Raw genomic sequence first — 21724 nt, forward strand, 5'->3', positions numbered from 1 at the left:
ACGGCTACGGCGCGCAGGTAGGAGGCAATCCAGGCAGCTGGCCGGGGTTGCATTTGGGGAGGGTGGACGTTGGCTCAGCAGAGGCGGCCGGCGAGGACGGCGGAGTGGTCGGCATGGTAGCCGGGACCGGGACGGCGTAGGTCACGGTCACTTCAGCCCCCTTGGGCACGGTGCCCGTGGGATTGACCTGCAATACTGTTCCGGCCGCGGAGGTACTCTGCTGTGGGATGACCCGCACGGACAGGCCCATGGTTTCCAGCGTCCCCTGGACCTGGCGGTAGTCCTTCCCGAGGTAGGCCGCCGAAATGATGTCCACCGTGGTGGGGGTGGGCGTTGGCGTGGGCGCGTCGGTGGTCCGGGTGGGGGTAGGCGTAGCGGACGCCGAGGTTTTTGACGGGCTGGGGCTGGTGGACGGCGGGTTGCTGGACGCAGAGTTCGTGACGGTGCCGGACGGGTTAAAAATCCCCTGCTGCGTCAGGAAGAACCCCACAAGCGCGAACAGGACCAGCACGATCAGGGCGACCAGCGGCCGCGTCCAGGGGCTGCGGCCGCGACGGTCGGGCTCATCGGCCGGCTCGTCGTCGTACTCCTCTTCCTCCTGCACCCAGCTGCGCTCCGCGGCCAGGGCGTCCGCACGCGAAAGCGTGCTCCCGGCTCCGGTGGCTGCGCCCGCGGCCGCGGCGCCGACTGCAGCGCCGCCGGCAGCGGCACCCAGCACGGGCAGGGCGGACGTCGACGTTGTGTTGCTGTCCTTCTGGGCGATGACGCCGGTGGGTGCCGTGGCAATGTCCACCGGTGCGGTGATGGGGCCGGTTGTTGCCTCGAAGAGCAACATGCCGGGAACCGCTGCGTGCGCGGCGTCAATATCGCCGTTGCGGATGGCCTCGGCGGCCTCGGACAGCTTGATGGCGTTGGCCGGGCGGTTCTTGGGATCCTTGGACAGCATGGACATCAGCAGCGCGCGGACCGGTTTGGGCAGGGTCTCCGGAAGCGGCGGCGGGGCGTCGTTGACCTGCGCCAGGGCAATGGCGATCTGGGATTCGCCGGAGAACGGCCGGTGCCCGGTGAGGCACTCGTAGCCGATCACGCCGAGTGAGTAGATGTCCGAGGCGCCGGTAGCGGTCTGGCCGGTGGCCTGCTCGGGGGCGAGATACTGGGCGGTGCCCATTACCTGGCCTGTCTGTGTCAGCGGGACCTGGTCGGCCAGGCGGGCGATGCCGAAGTCCGTGACCTTGACCCGGCCGTCGGGTGTGATCAGCAGGTTGCCCGGCTTGATGTCGCGGTGGACCAGCCCCTGGGCGTGGGCGACGGAAAGGGCGCGGGCGGTCTGCGCCATCATGGACAGCGTCCGGTCCGGGGACAGTACCTGCTCGTGCTCGATGATGCTGCTCAGCGGCTGGCCCGGAACGAGCTCCATGACCAGGTAGGCGGAGCCCTCCTCCTCGCCGTAGTCAAAGACATTGGCGATGCCCACGTGGTTCAACAGGGCGGTGTGGCGTGCCTCGGCACGGAACCTCTGAAGGAAACCGGGGTCCCCGGTGTACTCCTCCTTGAGCACCTTAATAGCGACAATGCGGCCCAGGACCTGGTCCTTGGCCTTCCAGACCTCTCCCATCCCGCCGATCGCAATCCGCGTGGTCAGCTGGAATCTGCCGCCGAGGGTGATTCCCGTTGTAGGCCTCACTTATTCAACACCGCCTCAAAAATCTTCTTCGCGTTCGGACTGGTTAGCTGTGCGCCGGTGGTGATGTCTACGCCTTCCATGACGATGGTGACACTCACCTCCGGGTTGTTCGCCGGGGCAAACCCGGTGAACCATGAGTTGTTCAGGCCGTTGCCCAGTTCAGCGGTTCCGGTCTTGCCGGCCACTTGGACACCGGGGACGGCCGCCCCGCGGGCTATGCCCTGGCTCACCGCACTGGTCATCCATTCGGTGATCTGCCGGGCAATTTCCGGGGTGGTGGACGTCCGGAGCGCTTCAGGCTGGGGCTCGTCAATGACCCTGAGGTCCGGGGACCGCACGGTCTTGACCAGGCTGGGGCTCATCTGGACGCCGTTGTTGGCGATTGCCGAGGTCATCAAGGCGATTTGCAGCGGAGTGGCGCGCACATCCTTCTGGCCGATGGCGGACTGGGCCAGGCCTGGCCCGTCCAGGTCATCGGGGAATCCGCTGCCCCTGGCGTAGGCGAGCTTGAGCTGGTCGCCCAGATCCTCGCCGAAGCCGAATTTTGCAGCCTGCTCGGCGATGGCGTCGCGGCCTAGGTCGAGGGCAATGCTGGCGAACGGCGTATTGCAGGATTGCTGCAGGGCGAAGGCAAAGCTGGCCTTGTCCTGGGTGTAGCAGTTGCCTCCGGCGTAGTTCGGAAGTTTGTACTGGATCCCCGGGAACGGCATCTCGGCCGGGTTGGGGAGCACGCTGTCCTTGTTGTACTTCCCGGAGGCGAGGGCCGCCGCGGTATCCACCAGCTTGAAGACTGATCCCGGAGCGAGCAGCTCGCCCGTTGGTCCGCTGACATTCTGGTTCAGGTTGATGCCGGGTATCTTGACCAGCTCATTGATGTTGGTGGTTTCGGCGTTGGGGTCCTGGGTGGCGATCAGGTTGGGGTCATAGGACGGCTTGGACACCATGGCCAGGATGGCGCCGGTCTTGGGGTTGGTGACCACAATGGATCCCCGCTGGCCGTCCGGGATGAGGTCGTAGGCGAGCTTCTGGATGGCGGGATCGATGGTGAGTTCCGCCGAGGCGCCTTTCGGCTGGTTGCCCAGGAAGAGCTGGCCGATCCGGTCGAAGAACTGCTGGTCTGAGCTGCCGGCCAGCTGATCGTTCATCGCAACTTCCAGGCCAGTGGCACCGTAGTTCCGCGAGAAGTAGCCCGTGAGGCCTGCGTACAGTGCCGGCTGCGCGTAGGTCCGCTGGAACTGGCAGACCTCGGAGGTGCCTTCCACCGATTCGGCCACGGGGTCCCCGCCCACGATGATGGCGCCGCGGTCGTTGCAGTAATTCTGCAGAATGGCGCGCTGGTTCAGGGGGTTGCCCTTGAGGTCATCGGCACCCACCACCTGGACGAAGCTGATGGCGCCGAAGATCAGGGCAAACATGGCGATCGCTGCCACCCAGGAATTACGGATTGCTTGGTTCACGCTTGTTTCACCGCCTCGGTGGGAGTATCAATTCCTGCAGGTTCCGCAGCGCCGCCGGGAGGAAGTGGTGTGGTGTCCACTGGTCCCCGCGCCGTATGGGAGATCAGCAGGAGCAGGCCCACGATTATCCAGTTGGCCAGCAGCGACGAACCGCCGGCGGCGAGGAACGGCGTGGTCAAACCGGTCAGCGGGATCAGCCGTGTGACTCCGCCGATCACCACGAAGCACTGAAGGGCGATGGCGAAGGAAAGTCCGCAGGCCAGCAGTTTCCCAAAGGCATCCCGGGTGCCCAGCGCCGCCCGGAACCCTCGTGTGAACAGCAGGACGTACATCAGCACCACGGCGAACAGTCCGATCAGGCCCAGCTCCTCGCCGAGGGACGCGATGATCATGTCGCTGTTGGCGAAGGGGACCAGGTCCGGCCGGCCCTGGCCCAGGCCGGTACCCACCAGGCCGCCGTTGGCCATGCCGAAGAGTCCCTCGATGACTTGCCGGCTGCCGGTCTCGTACACGTCTGGGCTGAAGGCGTTCAGCCAGCCGTAGATGCGGACTTCGACATGGGAAAACACCTGGGCTGCCACGAAGCCGCCACCCAGGATGAGGCCCAAGCCGATCACTACCCAGCTGATACGGCTGGTGGCCACGTAAATCATCACGATGAACAGGCCGAAGAACAGCACGGAAGACCCGAGGTCGCGCTGGAAGATCAACACGCCGATGCTCACCAGCCAGGCGGTGATCATGGGCCCCATGTCCTTGAACCGGGGGAACTGCAGCGGGCCGATCTTGCGGCCGGCCAGCAGAATGAGGTCGCGGTTGGAGGAAAGATAACCGGCGAAGAATATAGCCAGGGTGATCTTGGCGATCTCACCCGGCTGGAATGTCATGGGACCCACCCGGATCCAGACCCGGGCGCCCAGGATTTCGCCGGCCGAGATGCCGGGCACCAGCGGAAGAATCAGCAGGAGCGCGCTCACAGCCAGCGAGATGTAGGTGAAGCGGCGCAGCACCCGGTGGTCCTTGAGAAACCAGATCACGCCGATGGCCACGGCCATGGCGATCAGGGTCCAACGCAGCTGGTTGTTGCCGGTGTCCTCCCCGGGGGCGTCAAGGCGGTGGATCATGGCAAGACCCAGACCGTTGAGTGCAACCACCAAAGGAAGCATTACCGGATCGGCATATTTTGCCCGGATCCGCAGGACCACATGGAAGACCACGGCGGCCACCGCGAGGAGGCTGGACTGGAACCAGAAATCGGAGTCGAACGCCTTCGCCTGGTCAACGCCCACCAGCATGTTGGCGCCGATGCCCACAGACAGGGCGAGGATCAGCAGCAACAGTTCCACGTTGCGCCGGGGCTTGGGGATGGTGCTGAGCTGGCTCACTGGCCCCCCTCACAGACGGTAGTGGGGGTGGGTGAGGCGGCCGGGGCTGCTGCCGCCGGAGCGGACGGGTCCGGCGACGGGGCAGGTGCGGTGGGTGTTGCCGGCGCCGTTGTTGGGGCCGGGGTGGGCGAGGGGGTCAGACACTCATCCGGCGGAGCAATGGTGCCGGTGCCTTCAAGGTTCTTCACGATCCGCTGGGCGTCGTAGAGGTCACGCGCGGGAACTGTCTGCCGGACGCGCTGCTGGGAGAACTGGGGCAAGGAATCCATCCGGATCTCTGTTACGGCTTCGAGGGTTGAAAGCTGGAGGGGACCAAGCCGCTGCGACACACCGTTGTAGATGGCCACACGGGAATCGTATTCCCCGATGTAGTAGCGGGTCTGGGTCCAGGCGTAGCCGAGCCAGAGGCCCAATGTCAGGACCAGCAACACGGACGCGGCGATGGACATGGTGACCCAGCGGCGGGGTTTGGGCTGTCCCAGGAGGTCATCCGCCTCCGCAACGGGTGAGTCGGCCTTGTGCGTCAGAACGGTGGCGGCCCGCCGGGCCACGGTGCGGCCGGCGATGGTGGGAATGGAGCCGGACTCGGCCGCGGTGGCCGCAGCACCGACCAGTTCGTGCGGGCGCGATGCGAGTTCCTGCCGCAGCACTTCGGCCGAAAGGTGCTCGCCGAGATGGGGGTCGGTGGAAGGCGGGGGTTCCGCGGCAACTGGCTTTTCGGGGGCTTTGTCGGCGGCGGGCTTTTTGTCGTCGGCCGCCTCGGCGTCCGGTGAAGCGCTGGCCGCGCCGCCGTCCGCGACGGGGGCTTCGGTGAGCAGCTGTGAAGGGATGATGTCGACGGCGGCGGTACTGACGTCGTCGGACGTTTCCTCGGTGATTTCCACCATGACCACGGTGACGTTGTCCGGTGAGCCGGCTTCCAGCGTCAGGTTAACCAGTGTTTCGACGCACTCACGCAGGTCTTTTGTCTCGCGGACGGTCCGCTCCACCACATGTCCGGCCACATAGTTGAGCCCGTCCGAGCACAGCAACCAGCGCTCCCCGGGTTTGACGTCCAGGGTGTCCAGATCCAGCTCGGGGCTGGCGTCAACATCGCCCAGGACGCGCATAAGGACGTTTTTGTGCGGGTGGGTTTCGGCCTCTTCGGGGCGGAGCCGGCCCTCATCGATCAGCCGCTGGACGAACGTGTGGTCCACGCTGACCTGTTCAAACTCGCCATCCCGCAGGCGGTACGCCCGGGAGTCGCCGATATGCGCGAAGTGCAGCTTGCCCTCGGCGAGCAGCAGGGATGTGACGGTGGTGCCCATGCCGGCGAGCTTGGGGTTGATGTGCACCAGCTCGGATAGCAGGGAGTTGGCCGTCTGGATCTCGTCGGCGAGGACCGTGCCGGCGTCGCCGTCGTAGTCGCCGTGGTCCAGGTGCAGCATGTCCAGCACGGTGGCGGCGGAGGCAACATCGCCGCCCGCGTGGCCACCCATGCCGTCCGCGACGACTGCCAAATGGCGGCCGACGTACGCCGAGTCATCATTCTTGGCCCGGATGCGTCCCACATCCGAGCGCGCGGCATAGCGCATGATGAGGGGCCGCTGGACGGGTGTGGCCCCGCCGGCGGGAATGTCAGCGGCCATGGCTACGGCCTCAATTCGATGACCGTCTTGCCGATCCTCACGGGTACACCAAGCTCAACGGGCAGAGCCCGGGTAAGTTGCTGGTCGGCCAGGTAGGTGCCGTTGGTGGAGCCAAGATCCTCGATGAACCATCGACTGCCTTGCGGGAACAACCGCGCGTGGCGGCCGGAGGCGTAGTCGTCCTCAAGTACCAGTGTGGCTTCCTGGGCGCGGCCCAACAGGATGGGGCTGGCGGCCAGGGGGATGGTGGTTCCCTTGAGCGGGCCTTCGGTGACCACCAGTTGGTGGGCCTGCTGCTTGAGCGGCTGCGGCGGAGCCTCGGCCAGTTCCGGGTTTTTGCGGACCTGACGGGCGGTGGGGGTGCCGGCGGCGGCTTTGCGGCCCACCATCAGGTCCCGGCGCATGGCCGAAACGATGCTGAAGATGAGGACCCAGAGCAGGATCAGGAACCCAAACCGCAGGGCAGTGATGGTCAGGTCGCTCATGGGCGGCCCCCAGGGTTGGCGGGAAGCAGGCGGAAGATGATCTTTGTCCGTCCCATTGTGATGGTGGAGCCGTCGGTCAGTTCGGTGCTGCCTGCCAGTTTATGGCCGTTGACGTAGCTGCCGTTAGTGGAGCCGAGGTCCACAGCGCTGGTGACGCCGCTGGCGGTGCGGATCTCGAGGTGGCGGCGCGAGACGCCGGTGTCGTCAATCAGGATGTCGGCCTCGGAAGACCGGCCCAGGACGATGGAGGGGGCATTGAGGGAGTAGCGCTGGCCGTCGATGTCCAGGACGGGCTGCAGCCGTAAGGGTGGGCGGCTGGGGGCTGCCGGCAGGTTGGGCCTGGCCGAGGAGACTCCGGGGCCGGCTTTGGACTTCTCAGTGGAGGAGACGATTTCGAAGTCCCCAGCGCGCAGCTCCTCGGAACGGCGGAAAGAGATCCGCACCGAGCCCTGCAGGGTGTAGCCCTGGCTGCGGACGTGGTTGATGACGACGTCGCAGAGTTCTTCGGCCAGCGGCGTGCCCCAGTCCTGAGCCCTCCTGAAGTCGTCGTCACTGAGTTGGACGTCGAAAACATTGGGGGCCAGCGTGCGGCCGGCGGCGATGGTGATGGCTTTGTTGTCCACCTCGCGGCGGAGCCGGCTGGCGATTTCCACAGGTTCAACCTGGGCGCGCGAACCGGTGGAGAAGACACCGCGGACGGCTTTTTCGATGCCGCGCTCGACCTTGTCCAGCAATCCCATGGTCCTTCTCCTTTCCCCCCGGCTGCGGGGCAGTTTTCGTTCCAGAACTCAGCCAGCAATGCAGTTCAGGACCCAGCGGCCTGCCTGGCAATGGCAGGCACTACTACATCAGATACTACTGGGCAGGCCTGTGAATGACCTTAATCCACAACGGCCGGGCCCCCGGAAAGTTCGCTAGGGGTTCCCTGCCCGCCCCCTCCCGGCGTGGAATTTGACCGCTCCCGGGGCTCAATTGGTGTTTTGCCGTCGATGTCCGTTATGCTTGATCTCGCTGCTTTTACAAGGTTGCGGATCCGGGAAACCGGCCGTAAATCATGGAAAAGAAGTTGCGCGCGAGTGGCGGAACGGCAGACGCGCTGGCTTCAGGTGCCAGTGTCCGAAAGGGCGTGGGGGTTCAAATCCCCCCTCGCGCACGCAATCAAGGGAACCCCGGTCTTCGGACCGGGGTTCCCTTTTTTAACGCTGGGGCGGTCGAGGCCCTGCGCCTACTCGCGTAACGCCCCGAAGCCCGCAATAAGGGCCTCAAGCCCCAGGCTGAACGCCACGTCTGCAGGTTTCTCGTGCCCCAGCGCGGCCAGGCTCCGGACGGCACCCGTAAAGCTCGGCGTCGACTCCGCCATGCTGCCGGAATCGAAAATGTCGGCGGGCGCCGTGACGTCGTAGGCGGATCCGAAGATGAAGGATTCCAGGGCCACGATGGCGGACACGATCCGCTCCTCCGGGAATCCGGCCGCCCGGAATCCGGCGCTGACCGTCTCATACATGGCGAGGGTCTGCGGTGCGTCAGTCACGGGAAGTACTGCGATGACGGGAATCAAGGGCGTGTGCTCCGCGAAGACGTCCCGGTAACTCCAGGCCCACTTCCGCACCGCGGACTCCCAGGGTTCCGCCGCGAAGGCGGTCACATCCACCAGGGCAGTCAGGTGGTCTTCCACGAGCAGGAGCACGTCCCGCTTGGATTCCACATGGTTATAAAGGGCCGACGGCGCCACATTCAGTGAGCGGGCGAGTGCGGCCATGGTGAGCCCGTCGTAGCCGGTTTTGCCGATGAGCCGCAGGGCTGCTGCCGTGATGCCCGCCTGGTCAAGGACAGCCGCGGCGGGCCGCCCCGCGCGGCGCCGTGCCGCACCGGTTTGCGGCACGGGTTCGCGTTCCGTGGCAGTTCGTGAAGCGGCTGGTGATGCCGGCATTGCTGGCCTTTCTGCGGGCAGATGTCTCCAGCATTATTCCACCCGGCTCTTCCTTGCGGACCGCAAAACAGCTATAGTTCTAATAAATGAATGGCATTCATTTAGTGGTTCGTGTCACTCGACCGGCCATAGAGAGGACATCATGCTGAAACTTGACCGTGACGTTGTGATCGTTGGCGCCGGACCCTCCGGGCTCACCGCTGCCCGCGAGCTGAGGAAGGCTGGCCTCAGCGTGGCAGTGCTGGAAGCACGGGACCGTGTGGGCGGCCGAACCTGGACCGACACCATTGACGGGGCCATGCTGGAAGTCGGCGGCCAGTGGGTCTCCCCGGACCAGACCGTACTGCTGGAGCTCCTGGACGAGCTCGGCCTGAAGACATACTCCCGCTACCGTGAGGGCGAATCCGTCTACGTCGGCGCCGACGGTAAGAAGACGCGCTACACCGGTGATTCCTTCCCGGTGAGCGCAGCCATCGGGGCGGAAATGGACAAGCTGATCGGCATTCTGGACGGCCTCGCCGCGGAAATCGGCGCCACAGAGCCGTGGGCCCATCCCAAGGCCCGTGAACTGGACACCATCTCCTTCCACCACTGGCTGCGCCGGAACTCCAACGACGAGGAGGCCTGCAACAACATTGGCCTGTTCATCGCCGGCGGCATGCTCACCAAGCCCGCACACGCCTTCTCGGCACTGCAGGCGGTCCTCATGGCAGCCTCCGCCGGGTCCTTCAGCCACCTCACCGACGAGGACTTCATCCTGGACAAGCGGGTCATCGGCGGGATGCAGCAGGTGTCCCTGCTGCAGGCAGCGGAACTGGGTGCCGACGTCGTACTTAACAGTCCGGTGCGCACCGTCCACTGGGACGATGCCGGGGAAGGCGGGCACCGCGTCAGTGTTGTCTCGGAGCGTGCCACCGTGAATGCGCGGTTTGTGATTATGGCCGTGCCGCCGAACCTCTACTCGCGCGTCTCGTTTGACCCGCCCCTTCCGCGGCGGCAGCACCAGATGCACCAGCACCAGTCGCTGGGCCTGGTGATCAAGGTCCACGCCGTCTACAGCACGCCGTTCTGGCGTGAAGACGGACTCTCCGGTACCGGCTTCGGTGCCGGTTCGCTGGTCCAGGAGGTCTACGACAACACCAACCACGGCGATTCCCGGGGCACCCTGGTGGGCTTCATTTCGGATGAAAAGGCCGACGCCGTCTTCGAGTTGAGTGCCGAGGAACGGAAGCGCGTGGTGCTGGAGTCCATTGCCGGCTTCCTGGGGGACAAGGCCCTGGAGCCCGAGGTCTACTACGAATCCGACTGGGGCTCCGAGGAATGGACCCGGGGCGCGTACGCCGCCAGCTACGATCTGGGCGGCCTGCACCGTTACGGCAAGGACCAGCACGCCCCCGTGGGCCCGATCTACTGGTGCTCCTCAGACCTCGCCGCTGAGGGCTACCAGCACGTTGACGGAGCCGTCCGCATGGGCCAGCGCACGGCGGCGCGCATCGTGGACGCGGCAGGCGCTTCCCGTGCGGCAAACGAGGCGGCGGCCGCCGTCGGCTGAGCGCACCAGCTCCAACCATTCAGCGTCGAATGAACCAAGAGAGGCAAGGCCACGAGTCCCAAAGAAGTGACAACACAGCCACCCAGCGCCCCGGGCAATGGCTGGCGATCTTCCTAGTGGGCTTTATCCCCATGATCCTGGTGGCGTTCGGCTACCGCGAACTGAACAATGCCATGCCCGACGCCGGCACCTCGTTTACGTGGGCATCGCGCGCCTTTGGTCCGTGGATCGGCTGGATGGGTGGCTGGGGGCTGATTGCGGCCACCATTATTGTGCTGTCCAACCTGGCGGCGGTCGCCGTGGACTTTTTCTACCTCATGCTGGCCCAGCTGTTCGGGAACCCGGAACTGGGCGGGCTGAGCAAGAACCTTCAGCTGAACATCGCCACCACCTTGGTGTTCATCGCCCTGGCTTGCTGGATTTCCTATCGGGGCATGGAGGCCACCAAGGGCGTGCAGTATGTATTGGTGGCGTTCCAACTGCTGGTGCTTGGCTGGTTTGCCGTTGCTGCCTTCAGTCACGTGGCCAACGGCTCGGCGTTTGATGCGACTGCCATCTCGCCGGACTGGTTCAACCCGTTCGCGGTCGGATCCTTCTCAGCATTTGCTGCCGGGGTTTCCCTCTCCATCTTCATTTACTGGGGCTGGGACGTCACCCTGACCATGAACGAGGAAACCAAAAATCCGGAGAAGACTCCGGGGCGGGCGGCAACCGTCACCGTGGTGGTGATCGTCGCGATCTACATGACCGTTGCGTTGGCCACCCTCTCCTTTGCGGGCGTGGGCGAAACCGGCCTGGGCGCCGGGAATCCGGACAACCAGTCGAGCATCTTCGCCGTCCTCTCCGGGCCGGTCATGGGACCGTTCGCCATCCTGATGTCCCTCGCCATCCTGAGCAGTTCGGCCGCCTCGCTGCAGTCCACGTTTGTGTCGCCGGCGCGGACCATGCTGTCGATGGGTAACTACAAGGCACTCCCGGGCCGCTTCGGCAAGGTCAGCCCCCGCTTCAAGTCCCCGAGCTACGCCACGATCGCCGCGGGCGTTGCCGCCGCAGCCTTCTGCGTCATCACCCGGACCACCTCGGAGAACGCGCTCTGGGACACCATCACGGCGCTGGGCATGATGATCTGCTTCTACTACGGCATCACAGCCCTGGCATGCGTCTGGTTCTTCCGGGCTCAGGCGTTCAGCAATGGCCGCGCCTTCTTCTTTAAGTTCCTGGCGCCGCTGCTGGGCGGAGTCATCCTGCTGGTGATGTTCTTCAAGACCGCCGCCGATTCCATGGACCCCGAGTACGGCTCCGGATCATCGGTGGGCGGGCTGGGGATGGTGTTCATCCTGGGCATGGGCGTGATCCTGCTGGGCGTGGTCATCATGCTGGTGATGTCCCGGCTGCGGCCCGGGTTCTTCAAGGGGCAGGTGCTGGCCCGCGGCCGCGAGGAGCGCTGAGTGCGGGCGGCGCCTAAGCGGGCGGGCGTATCGAAGCCTTGAACCGCCGTCGGGAATTTGCGAGGTGGCAGCGCATGGCGGCCGAGGCGGCGGTCTCATCGCCGTCGGCGATGGCGGCAGCGATGGACCGGTGCTCGTGCACCACCTGGTCAAAGTGGTCCCGTGCGTAATGTTCGACGCCGGTGAGCAGCCGGGTGCGCGGCATCGCGATCATCGTCTGGCCCAGGGCGGCCAGGCAGTCCGAGTAGAAAGGGTTGCCGGAGGCGGCCGCGATGGCCCGGTGGAACTCGAAGTCGGCCTTCATGGCGTGGCCGGGATGGTCGGCGCTGGCGGCGAACTGTTCCAGGGCAGCACTGACCGCCCTTAACTGGCGGTCTGAGTGGTTGCGGGCGGCCAGGGCCGCAGCTTCGGTCTCGACGCCCAGCCGGAATTCCAGCAGGTGGAGGCGGTCTTCAGTGCTGGCGACGCGTCGGCTGCCTGGGACTGGCTGGGGGCCCTCGTCGGGCGGGGTCAGCGCGAAGCTTCCCCGCCCGCGTTCGGTTTCCACCAGCCCTTCGGCCTGGAGGCGCGTCAGTGCCGAGCGCACCACAGTGCGGCTGACGCCGAAGTCGACCATCAGCGTGTTTTCGCTGGGAAGCTTGTCGCCGGGCTGGATGACGCCGTCGACGATGCGGGTGCGAAGGTCGGCGGCGAGGTCCGCGGTCAGGTTCCGGCTCATGCGTTCAAGGTTACGCGCCGAATTCCACGGACTCGGTGGTCCAGGCGCGGGCCTGGTCACTGAGGGTCACGCCCAGGCCGGGACGGTCCGGGACCAGCATGCGGCCGTTTTTGGTTTCCAGGCGCTCGTTGAACAGCGGGTCAAGCCAGTCGAAGTGCTCCACCCACGGTTCCCGCGGGTACGCCGCGGCGAGGTGAAGGTGGATCTCCATGGCAAAGTGCGGCGCCAAGCCAAGCCCGCGTTCGTCCGCCAGGGCGGCGAGGCGCAGGAACTGCGTGATACCGCCGACGCGGGGTGCGTCCGGCTGGATGATGTCGCAGCCGTTGGCGTTGATGAGGCCCTTGTGCTCGGCCACGGAAGCCAGCATCTCGCCGGTGGCTATGGGGGTGTCCAGGACGTTGGCCAGGTGCGCATGGCCCTCAAAGTCGTAGGCATCCAGCGGCTCTTCGATCCAGATGAGGTTGTACTGCTCCAACTGGCGGCCCATGCGCAGAGCGGTGGCGCGGTCCCACTGCTGGTTGGCGTCCACCATCAGCGGGACGTCCCAGCCGATGTGTTCGCGGATGCCTGCGACGCGGCGCAGGTCCTCTTTGCTGTCCGGGAGGCCCACTTTGATCTTGATGCCGCCGAGGCCCTCCTCCAGGAGGACGGTGGCCCGGGCCTTGACTTCTTCGAGGGAGGCATTGAGGAAGCCGCCGGAGGTGTTGTATGTCTGGACGGAGTCCCGGTAAGACCCCAGGAACTTGGCCAGGGAGAGGCCGGCGCGCTTGGCCTTGAGGTCGTAGAGTGCGATGTCGATGGCGGCCAGGGCCTGGGTGGCCACACCCGAGCGGCCCACGGAGGCGCCGGCCCAGAGCAGCTTGGTGTAGATCTTGCCGATGTCGTTGGGGTCCTCGCCGATGATGCCCTCGGCGACCTCCTTGGCGTGCGCGTACTGGGCGGGGCCGCCGGCGCGCTTGGAGTAGCTGAAGCCTAGGCCAGTGTGGCCGAGCTCCGTGGTGATCTCCGCGAACAGGAACACCACTTCGGTCATGGGCGTCTGCCGCCCCGTGAAGACCTTGGCGTCGCTGATGGGGACGGCCAGCGGCAGCCGCGCGGTGGAAAGTTTTACGTGCCGGATGACATCGACGGTACTCATGGGGCTCCTCGAAAGCAGGCTGTCGGGCTTGCGTTGCCCTGCTACTTAGAGTACAAGTATCAAACTTGTATTACAAGTGTTGTTGGTGGAGCCGCTCTTTCCGGCTGTCCCGCTGCCGGAACAGGGCGAAACGCTCCCGTTGCCGTTCCATGGTCGTGCTCCCGTTCCGTCCAGATTTCGGTCGAACCGATCCATGCTGTGGACCACCTCAGCGTCTGCGTCTGGCGTAAAGCGTCTCAGCGCGGCAAGAGTGTGGTCCGGCAATGTCCTTGCTTGATGCCGTGTCGCTGAAAGCCCTATCCAGGGCCTCACGGTCGAGCTGGCATTTGTCGTTCTGGTCCAAGTCCTGACACTTGCATAGCCGATCCTCTGACTTTCCACTGAAATCTTCCGCTGACCGGCAGGAAACTGCGCAGTCCTGTTCAGTGCTGCCCAGGCCGCTCCTGGCGTAGGTCGTGACCGGATGGATGGTTTTCCCGGCGGAGTCGTAGCTCCCGGCGAATGTGGTCATCTGCTGGCCACCGACGTGGGGCCGCTGGTGGTGGATGTACTTCCCCGACCGCGCCGTGGAATCGCGCTCAGCGCCTCGTCTCGTACCTGGTTAGGACCACGCCGCCGGGAAACGTCCGCGTCTCCACCAGGTTCAGGTTCACCCAGCCGTCCAGCGCGGTGAAGAACGGCGTGCCGCCGCCCACCAGGACCGGATGGCTATCGATCGCATACTCGTCGATCAGCCCGGCCCGCATGGCCGCCCCGGCGAGCGTGGCGCCGCCGACCCTCATCGGGCCGCCGTCCTCGGCCTTGAGCCGGGTGATCTCCGCGACCGCGTCGCCTTTGACCAGGCGGGTGTTCCAGTCGACCTTGTCGACCGTCGAGGAGAACACCACCTTCGGCGTGTCCCGCCAGTTCCGCGCGAACTCGATCTGCGCCGGGGTAGCGCCTGTCTACTGGTCGCCAGTCGGCCAGTGGGAGCTCATTGTCTCCCACAGCTTGCGCCCATACAGCATCAGGCTGATCGCCCGCTCCTCGTCGACCCACCACTGGAACAGCTCGTCGCTCGGCCCGCCCCAGCCAATGTCGTCGCCGGCCGCGGCGACGTAGCCGTCAAGGGTCAGGTTCACGCCGTAGATCAGCTTCCGCATCGCGCCAGCCTTCCGTCAGTCGGTCTCCAGCGTATAGATCGGGCGCGGCGCGGGAAACCCATCGGTGCACGAGCGACTCGCAGGCAGTCCTCGTGCTCGGGGCTCAGCGTGGCATACTCGATCGCCTCCCGCCGCGACGCCCCGTCGGACATGAGCACGCCAGCCCGGTGGAGGATCCACCAAGGACGGCCAGGGTGACATTCATCGCTGCTAAAACGCCGCCATTTATCGCTGCGATTCGCACTGAAAGGCGTTAGCGCCAGTTTTCCGCGCGATGGTCCCCGACTGGCTGAAAAAATAAGCCCCACCCGGATGACCCGGATGGGGCTCATTTCTCAATTAGGTCATTGGCGCAAAATGAATGCCACGGCGACCAGAAGGTCGTGCTGGTGAAGGGCTCAGGATTTCGGGGGAGGGTCGCTCCGACGCGACATGCTTGGTGAATCCGAGCGCCTCAGCGATGCTTGCCGAGCTCATTCCTTCGTCGTTGGCTCGAATGACAGCTTCGATGAGGAGCTGCTCAACCGCCTCGCTGAGTGTCCTGAGGTCACGAAGAGCAGCTTCGGTCTCGGGTAACTGGAGGTTGGCCTGGTGCCAACGGAATTCTTGGGCGTGGCGGCTGGCTTTTCGTTCTGCGCTCATGTGGACAACATTAGTTGTACGGGCAGATACCAACAAAAAGAAACGCTGCACCTAGGCGCAAGGGTTAGTTGTAGTGGTGCGTGCGTTGCTCCAAAGTTTCCGATAAATCTCGGGCTAAGGTTGGGTTGTTCCTGACCAGAACTGACCCGAGACGGGTCATATGTGGGTTGAGAGCTACGCGAGCGAAGGGTCTGGGAACTAACCATACGTGGTCAATATGTTGCCATCTGTGACCACTTCCGGGTTGATCGTGGGCTTGAGTCCACATTTGCTCGTAAACGAGAACACCACACTTCTATTAATCAGAGAGAGGAGGGTTCATGGCCAACCTTCAGAGCAAGGCGGCAGCACCAAAGGAGAAGGCCGCTGCTGTGAAAACCGCAAAAACTTCTGCTGTAACTATGAAGCCACAGCCCCACCGTTTCCGCCTGAGCGTCCCCGCAGCCGATGAGGCCGTGCTGATGTGGATGAATTTGCAGGACAACCCATCACTGTCTGTTCGGATGCTGATCCGTGAGAGCATCGAGCGCCTTGGCTACGTCGATGTCATCAACCGACCAGTTGCTCAGCTTCCCACGCGCGGGCGTCCTGTTGGTCCTGAAGAGGAATCAACGGAGAGAGAGCGGAATGCAGAAACGGCTGCGGCTCCGGTTGCGTGGGTTCAGCAGGTGGCGACACCTGCTGCGTCAACGGATCTGGATCGCAACCAGGAGACAAACACCGGACCCGAGATCCTGGGTATCGTCCTGGAAGCCCCGACACTGGTTCAGAAACCTGCACCAAGACAGGACGACATCCACACGTCCTCCTCGACCACTCCTGAACCGGAGCAGCCTTCTGGCGGACAGCTTGAAGTCAACGACATCTTCGCGACGCTGCGCTAACTCCCGTAACAACTCCCAGCACTTCTCTTGTATGGCACCTCAGTAACACACCAAACACTTTCACGACGGGATCACATTCATGACCATTTCGATCAATCTCACCGGTGGCATCGACGTTGGCAACGGCTACGTCAAGGGCCTCATCCGCGGCGCCGGTGCCTCAGGTACCACCAACGTCGACGAGATCGACCTACCTAGCGGCGTGGCAACGATCACGCGCCCGAACGCTCTGCCGATCCCTGACGGTGAAGCCCCAGCGAAGATGGAAGGCAACTTCTATAACGAGCTGGACGTCAGCTTCATCTCCCCTCTGGTCAGCAATCATCACCGCAGGCTCTTCGGCCTGCGTGCCCTGAGCGCCCAAGGTGCCTTTGATGAGTTCGACGTGGTCGGCCGTCGCAGCAAGGCCCAGCAGGAGCTGAGCAAGGTTCTGGTCATGGGTGCTTTCGCTGCCAAGGCCCTGCGTGACTACGTGCGTGAGCACGGTGGACTGCCGCCGGCTATCGAAACCTTAAGTGTGGAGGCTCGGGTAGCACTTGCGCTGCCGATCAACGAGTACATCTCACACCGCACTAGCTACGCAGCAGAGTTCATGAGCGGCACGCATACGGTTACCGTGCATAACTTCGAGACCCCGGTCACCGTGAAGCTTGAATTCGTGGATGTACAGGTGATCCCCGAGGGTGCGTCGGCTCAGTATGCGATCACTGCCAAGGGTGAGCCGTTGATGGACGCTATGCTCGCCGATGTCCGAAGCAGAGGCCTGTCTCTGGTGGGCATCACATCTGGTGACGTGCTTGCAGCCGAGCACACTGTCGGCATCGATGTCGGTGAAGGGACAGTCAATTTTCCTGTTTTCACCGCTGGAGAGTTCAACGCCGACGCCTCGACCACGCACAACCGAGGTTACGGTTCCGTTCTTAATGACGCGCTGAAGGCGATGGAGGACCAGGGCTTCTCGCATGGCTTCACTTCCCGCAAGCAGTTGGCCGAGTACTTGCAGGCCGGAGCGTCGCCGTTGAAGCGTAACTTCTACGACAAGGTCGCTCAGTTCGTCGATGAAGAGATGCGGTTCTTTGCCAAGGAAGTTGCCGAGCGGTTCGGCCGCGTTCTGGCTGTCGTTGGTGCGACCACAGAGGTCGCGTATGTCTTCGGCGGCGGGGCAGGTCCGGTGAAGCCACATCTGTATCCGGCACTTCTGGCCAAGGCCACCGAGATGAACTCGGTGGACTCATTCCCGACTCTGTACCTGGATTCCTCCTACTCGCGAAACCTGAACCGTGAGGGTCTCTACATTGCCGCCGAGTCCGTAGAACAACGAGCCGGCGCCGCACCGGCTGCCAATGGTAAGCGCAGCGCTCGTTCAAGCGAGAAGAAGCTCGTCGACGCCGCTGTGTAGGTAACGGGGCCGGGACTAGTAACGACCCAGCAATCCCTCACTGAGAGTGACTTGATTCGTCGCTGTGGGGGACCGGCTGGACGCGTTCTGCAGCGGTAGATGGCCTCCCGGATTCAGCCCATCGCGCACGCCCAGGCGTTGCGCGATGGGCTGAACTACCCACCCAGCCTGCTCACCGCTGATAAGTAATGGCCCGTTTCGCGTTCACAGTGCTTCAGCGCGGAACGCAGCGCAGCCATCGAGGCACTCCTGGCCAACGTCGCGCAGGACGGAACCCCGGAAAACCGGCACTTCCAGAACACCAAAGGCAAGCGGATTCTGCTTTCCGGTGTCGCCGTCGCCCTGGTGGCAACCGGCGGAGCGGCAGTGATGCAGCTGCCCGCCACGGACAAAAAGCTTCGATACTTTGCTTCGCACGAGCCGAACTCCACGGTAACCAGTTCCCCGGCACCACAGTTGTACTGGGGAAAGGAACACGGGTCGGCGAGCCATCGACACAACGCAACCCCATCCCTATCGAGGACGCACTGGCCGCCTGCCGGGACGTGTGGGCTCAGCACGGGCTCGACTGGCTGCGGACGCGATGATCATGGGATTGCCGAACGGCTGCAGCAGCAGCATCTTCTTCCACGAGATTTTGGAACCGGAGACCAACCCCAGGACCGTCTGGTAGAACGGCGCTATCACCAGGAGCACCGGCGCCACGTGCTGCGCTGTTCCCACGGCGTACAGGGACACCGGGATTCCGATGTTGTTTGCGTTTGCGTAGCTGCTGGCCATGGCGCCGACGGCGGTTTCCGCCGCCGGGCGTCGGAAGAACAGGAAGCTCGCCAGCCAATAGAGGAGCCCCGCTATCGCTGCGGAGAGCAGCGCGAGCGGGGCATCGGTTCCCAGGGCGGCGCGGATGTCGCTGCCGGCAACCACAGTGAACAGCAGCGCCGGGTTGGTGACGTAGTAGGCGGTTCGGGTCAGCGCGCCCTGGACTTCCGGCCCCGGGATCCGCAGACGGGCAGCGAAATAGCCCACGGCAATGACGACGGAGACGATCAGGATTCCGGAAACAACGCCGCCCACAGTGCGCTCTTCTATTTAGCTGTTGGAAGTTCCGCGCGGCCGAGCCCTGCGCTCACGCCGGAAACCGCGACTGCTAAATACCGTAGGCTACGGCACCACTGTCAGCGCGGCGAGGACAGCGGGCAGCATCATGTCATCGCGGCCCCAGACGGGGTCGAGGATTTCCACATACCAGGAGTCGGCGAGCAGGAGGGCCAGCGTTTCGTTGGTTTCCTCTGCCCAGTCCTGGATCTGATCTTCCTGCGCCGGAGTCTCGCTGGAGCCGAGGACGGTAACTACCTCGCCGCCGTCGAGCGTTACGGGGATGGCGGCGCTGCTGGCCTCGCCCGGGGCATGCGCAACAGTCACCAGCTCGGTCCGCGTGGAGAGGGCCAGGAGTTCCACGGCCGCCTCTGCACTGCAGAAGCCGGTCACGTACTGCCGCTGGGCGGAGTTGTCGGTCCGCAGGCCGGGCTGGGACTCCTTGGTGAACAGCCCGTTCCTGTTGAGGGCGGCAAGCTCTGTGGCGATCGGTTCTGTTTCGTCGTCGTAGCGGACCGTAAAGGTGGCGGCCTGGTATTCGCTATGGCCCTCCAGCCACCGCGCGGTCAGTTCCCCGGCAGCTTCCAGGGTGATGGCCTGCCTCCAGGCGCCCTTATCCTCCAGGCGCCTGCCGAACTGGTCACGGATTTCCGCTTCTGTGGGTTCCATCCTCGGATGCTACGGCGCCCCGCCGCAGGACTCCAGTGGCGGCGACACAGCAGTTAACGTCCGCCGGCGGTGATTCCGGCGGGGATCCCGGCAGCACGTTCCGCCGCGGCGAGGGCAACGCCAAAGCGGACGACGGCGGGAGCGTACCCTTGGTGCGGCACCGCCCGCAGCTGCTCTGCCTCCCTCATGGCGCGGATCACCGCCGACGTCTCGGGCAGCCGGACGTCCGTCATAGCGGGGTAGTCGATGCAGCTTGCAGGGTCCAGTTCGTAGCGGCTCCACCGGGCCAGGAGTGCGTCATGTTCAGCCTGCGCCGCAGTGTGAACGGGCCGGTCCAGCCGCAGCTGCCGGCGGCGTTCCTGCCACGCCAGGATCTGGGGGCTGCCCCGGTAGGCGGCCACGCCCGCCCCTGCGCCCAGCGCGGCGAGGACCACACCAAACCAGGGTGACGCGAGTGTGGGAATAAGGATCGCCGGAAGTGCCACGGCAGAGCCCATAAACACATCCCAGAACACGGGGTCCGGGGCGCGGACGGCTTGGTCCGGCGGCGAATGCCGGCGGACAGCCAGGACGGTGGCAGCCACCGCGCACACCAGCACTGCACCCCAGAAACTCAGCTGCAGCGCTCCAAACAGGACGGATTCTGCAAATGCCGGCACTGCGGCACCTCCCCGCGTCAGGCCCGGCCCAGGATTCCGGGTTGCTCCTTCCATTGCATCCCCTGTGGGCGCCGGGGTCAATGGGCGGGCAGGCTATGTGGATATTGCACGATCCTGAGGCTGATCAGGGAAGCCCCAGGCATTTCCTGGTTCCGCCTGCCAAACACGAAGTTCGCCCAACGCGACGATGTCTGCGTCACGAGCGGAGCGCAGCAGTTCGGCCAATTGAGGCCTGAGGGTACAGATGCCGGAAGCCTTGTCGCTGAAAATCTAATCCAAGGCTTGGCCGCCGGCTTGCGCTGTTCAGTCTGGTCCAGCGTGGTAACCCTCGCATACCGGATTCCTTGACCTGCCGCCGTAGTCACCCCTGCCGAAGCTGTCAGGATGAAACCTATGACTTTCCAAAAGGCATGTCCGGAAACGCTATTTTAGATCCTATTCTGACACCCGTCCGAGTGGGATGGACGTCAGGTTGGGGTGTAGTTCACTCTGACGGGAGTTTGAAGGAGCGCGTAGCGCAAGGGCTGCAGTAGGAGATTAAACTGCCCGTTGCTGACAACAGCGGGGCCAAAGCAGGCAGGATGGGTGGGGGCCCTGCTTGAACCGAGGAGTCCGCAGTGCCGATAGGGACCCCTATGTCGCCCAGAACCTCACTTCGAAAATCTGTAGCCATTCGGGGCAGCGAGAGCCCTGCTAACACGGTCAACGTGCATGCGGCGGGCTGGAGAGCAGTTACGGTATCGAGCAAGTGAGGCAAAGCCCCCAGTTATCTCAGTAGCTGCACCGACTCGCAGTCGTGGAAGTGGAAAGCCTTCCTGTCGTTCAGGTCGTCCCTTATCCAAATAATGAGTCCATCGCGTGTTTTTGACTCCACCGATCCAACAACCCATTGCCCAGTCCTTGCCTCTTGAAATGACACGACGTCCTCAGGGCCGAGACCTGTCCAAGTCAACAGGGGGTGCTTCTCGACCTCCTCCTGTTGTTGCCCCTCGATTAGGTACGGGAGGCCTTCTTGCTGTTTGGCGTGAGATTCTTTCGGCAAATCCACGACATCCGGCTCGCATAGTTTCGTCGGGTCTTGGGAAAACACCCTGCTGCTCCTCACAGCAAATCAGCTTCCTGGGTAAGGCCAAAAGCGACACCGGGGCTGATGGCGACAGTAAATGTTGTAAATTCGACCCTGGTTACGAGAATCCCGCAGTCAGTTGCTTCTCTGCGGAGCAGTGAAACGGCCTGCTCCAATTGCCGGTCTCTAGAAGCGCGGTCCTCGACGCTGATAGTAATCACTGACGTTTCCTTCGACATGGGCTGCTCCTTTCAGTTGCTTGATGGGGCGCCGGCTGGGGCAGCTATTCCAGGGTACGAAATCTTCTGAGGGCCCCGCCGTACCGCATAGGAGCTGGGTCGTGGGGGGCGTTTGGTTCTTAGTTCTTGGCCTTGAAGGCGGCGTCGAAGGAAGTGTTCGACCGCTGGAAGTCGAACTTCTTGAGCGCTGCGAGGGCTTCGGGGGCGCCGTGGAGGCGGTCCATGCCGGCGTCTTCCCATTCGACGGAGATGGGTCCGGTGTAGCCGATCGCGGTCAGGGCGCGGAAGGATGATTCCCAGGGGACGTCGCCGCGGCCGGCGGAGACGAAGTCCCAGCCCCTGCGCGGGTCGCCCCACGGCAGGTGGGAACCCATGACGGTGTTCCGGCCGGTGGGGCGGAGCTTGGTGTCCTTGCAGTCCACGTGGTAGATCCGGTCCTTGAAGTCCCAGATGAAGGAGACGGGGTCGATGCCCTGCCACATGAAGTGCGAGGGGTCCCAGTTC

Annotated in this window: 21 protein-coding genes, 1 tRNA gene and 1 pseudogene; 5 read left to right on the forward strand and 18 right to left on the reverse strand. The window is 64.2% G+C overall.

The genetic code is table 11. From position 1 onward, the window contains the following. Positions 1-4 precede the first annotated feature (4 nt). The 6 genes from ASG77_RS06515 to ASG77_RS06540 are packed head-to-tail and all read right to left on the reverse strand — an operon-like array spanning position 5 to position 7379. A complete protein-coding gene (locus tag ASG77_RS06515) occupies positions 5-1684 on the reverse strand; it encodes a protein kinase domain-containing protein (RefSeq protein ID WP_056342789.1) in 1680 nt (559 codons plus the stop codon). Beyond that, the gene (locus ASG77_RS06520) at positions 1681-3141 is read right to left on the reverse strand and encodes a peptidoglycan D,D-transpeptidase FtsI family protein (RefSeq protein WP_056342792.1); all 1461 of its coding nucleotides are present in this window, start codon (positions 3139-3141) and stop codon (positions 1681-1683) included. The genes ASG77_RS06515 and ASG77_RS06520 overlap by 4 nt, the downstream gene beginning before the upstream one ends. Further along, positions 3138-4526, reverse strand: a complete 1389-nt coding sequence (locus ASG77_RS06525) for an FtsW/RodA/SpoVE family cell cycle protein (RefSeq protein ID WP_056342794.1) — start codon at positions 4524-4526, stop codon at positions 3138-3140. The genes ASG77_RS06520 and ASG77_RS06525 overlap by 4 nt, the downstream gene beginning before the upstream one ends. Continuing rightward, entirely contained in the window at positions 4523-6154 is a 1632-nt protein-coding gene (locus ASG77_RS06530; protein WP_056342797.1) for a PP2C family protein-serine/threonine phosphatase, read from the reverse strand. The genes ASG77_RS06525 and ASG77_RS06530 overlap by 4 nt, the downstream gene beginning before the upstream one ends. 2 nt (positions 6155-6156) lie before the next feature. After that, entirely contained in the window at positions 6157-6639 is a 483-nt protein-coding gene (locus tag ASG77_RS06535; RefSeq protein ID WP_056342800.1) for an FHA domain-containing protein FhaB/FipA, read from the reverse strand. Then, positions 6636-7379, reverse strand: coding sequence for an FhaA domain-containing protein (locus ASG77_RS06540; protein ID WP_056342804.1), 744 nt, complete (start codon positions 7377-7379; stop codon positions 6636-6638). Before ASG77_RS06540 ends, ASG77_RS06535 begins: the two co-directional genes overlap by 4 nt. 330 nt (positions 7380-7709) lie before the next feature. Here ASG77_RS06540 and ASG77_RS06545 point away from each other — a divergent pair. Continuing rightward, positions 7710-7792 (forward strand) — tRNA-Leu (locus ASG77_RS06545). Between the two features lie 72 nt (positions 7793-7864). On the opposite strand, the gene ASG77_RS06550 is transcribed toward ASG77_RS06545, so the two are convergent. Further along, positions 7865-8569: a TetR/AcrR family transcriptional regulator gene (locus tag ASG77_RS06550; protein ID WP_056342806.1), complete on the reverse strand. Its 705-nt coding sequence runs from the start codon at positions 8567-8569 to the stop codon at positions 7865-7867. A gap of 142 nt (positions 8570-8711) precedes the next feature. Here ASG77_RS06550 and ASG77_RS06555 point away from each other — a divergent pair, with 142 nt between their 5' ends. Together ASG77_RS06555 and ASG77_RS06560 are read left to right on the forward strand one after the other, a co-directional pair. Further along, the gene (locus ASG77_RS06555) at positions 8712-10121 is read left to right on the forward strand and encodes a flavin monoamine oxidase family protein (RefSeq protein WP_056342809.1); all 1410 of its coding nucleotides are present in this window, start codon (positions 8712-8714) and stop codon (positions 10119-10121) included. 29 nt (positions 10122-10150) lie between these two features. Beyond that, on the forward strand, positions 10151-11569 hold the full coding sequence (locus ASG77_RS06560) for an APC family permease (protein ID WP_235564354.1): 1419 nt from the start codon (positions 10151-10153) through the stop codon (positions 11567-11569). A gap of 13 nt (positions 11570-11582) precedes the next feature. Here ASG77_RS06560 and ASG77_RS06565 read toward each other — a convergent pair whose 3' ends face one another. The 4 genes and pseudogenes from ASG77_RS06565 to ASG77_RS21700 form a co-directional block, all read right to left on the reverse strand. Then, entirely contained in the window at positions 11583-12287 is a 705-nt protein-coding gene (locus tag ASG77_RS06565; RefSeq protein WP_056342814.1) for a FadR/GntR family transcriptional regulator, read from the reverse strand. A 10-nt stretch (positions 12288-12297) separates the two neighbouring features. Then, positions 12298-13425, reverse strand: coding sequence for an L-talarate/galactarate dehydratase (locus ASG77_RS06570; protein ID WP_056342817.1), 1128 nt, complete (start codon positions 13423-13425; stop codon positions 12298-12300). 578 nt (positions 13426-14003) lie between these two features. Next, positions 14004-14567, reverse strand: a pseudogene (locus tag ASG77_RS06575) (dihydrofolate reductase family protein). A 339-nt stretch (positions 14568-14906) separates the two neighbouring features. Further along, positions 14907-15209, reverse strand: a complete 303-nt coding sequence (locus ASG77_RS21700) for a hypothetical protein (RefSeq protein ID WP_156380194.1) — start codon at positions 15207-15209, stop codon at positions 14907-14909. Positions 15210-15529: 320 nt separating this feature from the next. Between ASG77_RS21700 and ASG77_RS06580 the strand changes: the two genes are divergently transcribed. After that, positions 15530-16093: a hypothetical protein gene (locus ASG77_RS06580; RefSeq protein ID WP_056342820.1), complete on the forward strand. Its 564-nt coding sequence runs from the start codon at positions 15530-15532 to the stop codon at positions 16091-16093. Positions 16094-16172: 79 nt separating this feature from the next. Further along, complete coding sequence (locus ASG77_RS06585; protein WP_056342824.1) at positions 16173-17492, forward strand: ParM/StbA family protein; 1320 nt, start codon at positions 16173-16175, stop codon at positions 17490-17492. Positions 17493-17696: 204 nt separating this feature from the next. Here the strand turns inward: ASG77_RS06585 and ASG77_RS06590 are convergent, their stop codons facing one another. The 7 genes from ASG77_RS06590 to ASG77_RS06620 form a co-directional block, all read right to left on the reverse strand. Then, positions 17697-17909, reverse strand: coding sequence for a hypothetical protein (locus ASG77_RS06590; RefSeq protein ID WP_056342828.1), 213 nt, complete (start codon positions 17907-17909; stop codon positions 17697-17699). A 96-nt stretch (positions 17910-18005) separates the two neighbouring features. Continuing rightward, entirely contained in the window at positions 18006-18566 is a 561-nt protein-coding gene (locus ASG77_RS06595) for an AEC family transporter (protein WP_235564355.1), read from the reverse strand. Positions 18567-18653: 87 nt separating this feature from the next. Continuing rightward, entirely contained in the window at positions 18654-19256 is a 603-nt protein-coding gene (locus ASG77_RS06600) for a DUF6919 domain-containing protein (protein WP_056342831.1), read from the reverse strand. Positions 19257-19309: 53 nt separating this feature from the next. Next, the gene (locus ASG77_RS06605) at positions 19310-19915 is read right to left on the reverse strand and encodes a hypothetical protein (protein ID WP_056342834.1); all 606 of its coding nucleotides are present in this window, start codon (positions 19913-19915) and stop codon (positions 19310-19312) included. Positions 19916-20681: 766 nt separating this feature from the next. Next, positions 20682-21005 (reverse strand): hypothetical protein, encoded by a 324-nt coding sequence (locus ASG77_RS06610; RefSeq protein WP_156380195.1) that lies wholly within the window; start codon positions 21003-21005, stop codon positions 20682-20684. 11 nt (positions 21006-21016) lie between these two features. Continuing rightward, on the reverse strand, positions 21017-21220 hold the full coding sequence (locus ASG77_RS06615; protein ID WP_056342840.1) for a hypothetical protein: 204 nt from the start codon (positions 21218-21220) through the stop codon (positions 21017-21019). A 119-nt stretch (positions 21221-21339) separates the two neighbouring features. Next, a partial coding sequence (locus ASG77_RS06620) for a sugar phosphate isomerase/epimerase family protein (protein ID WP_156380196.1) occupies positions 21340-21724 on the reverse strand: 385 nt, incomplete at its 5' end.

It is taken from the genome of Arthrobacter sp. Soil762 (genome assembly GCF_001428335.1).
GTDB lineage: Bacteria > Actinomycetota > Actinomycetes > Actinomycetales > Micrococcaceae > Arthrobacter.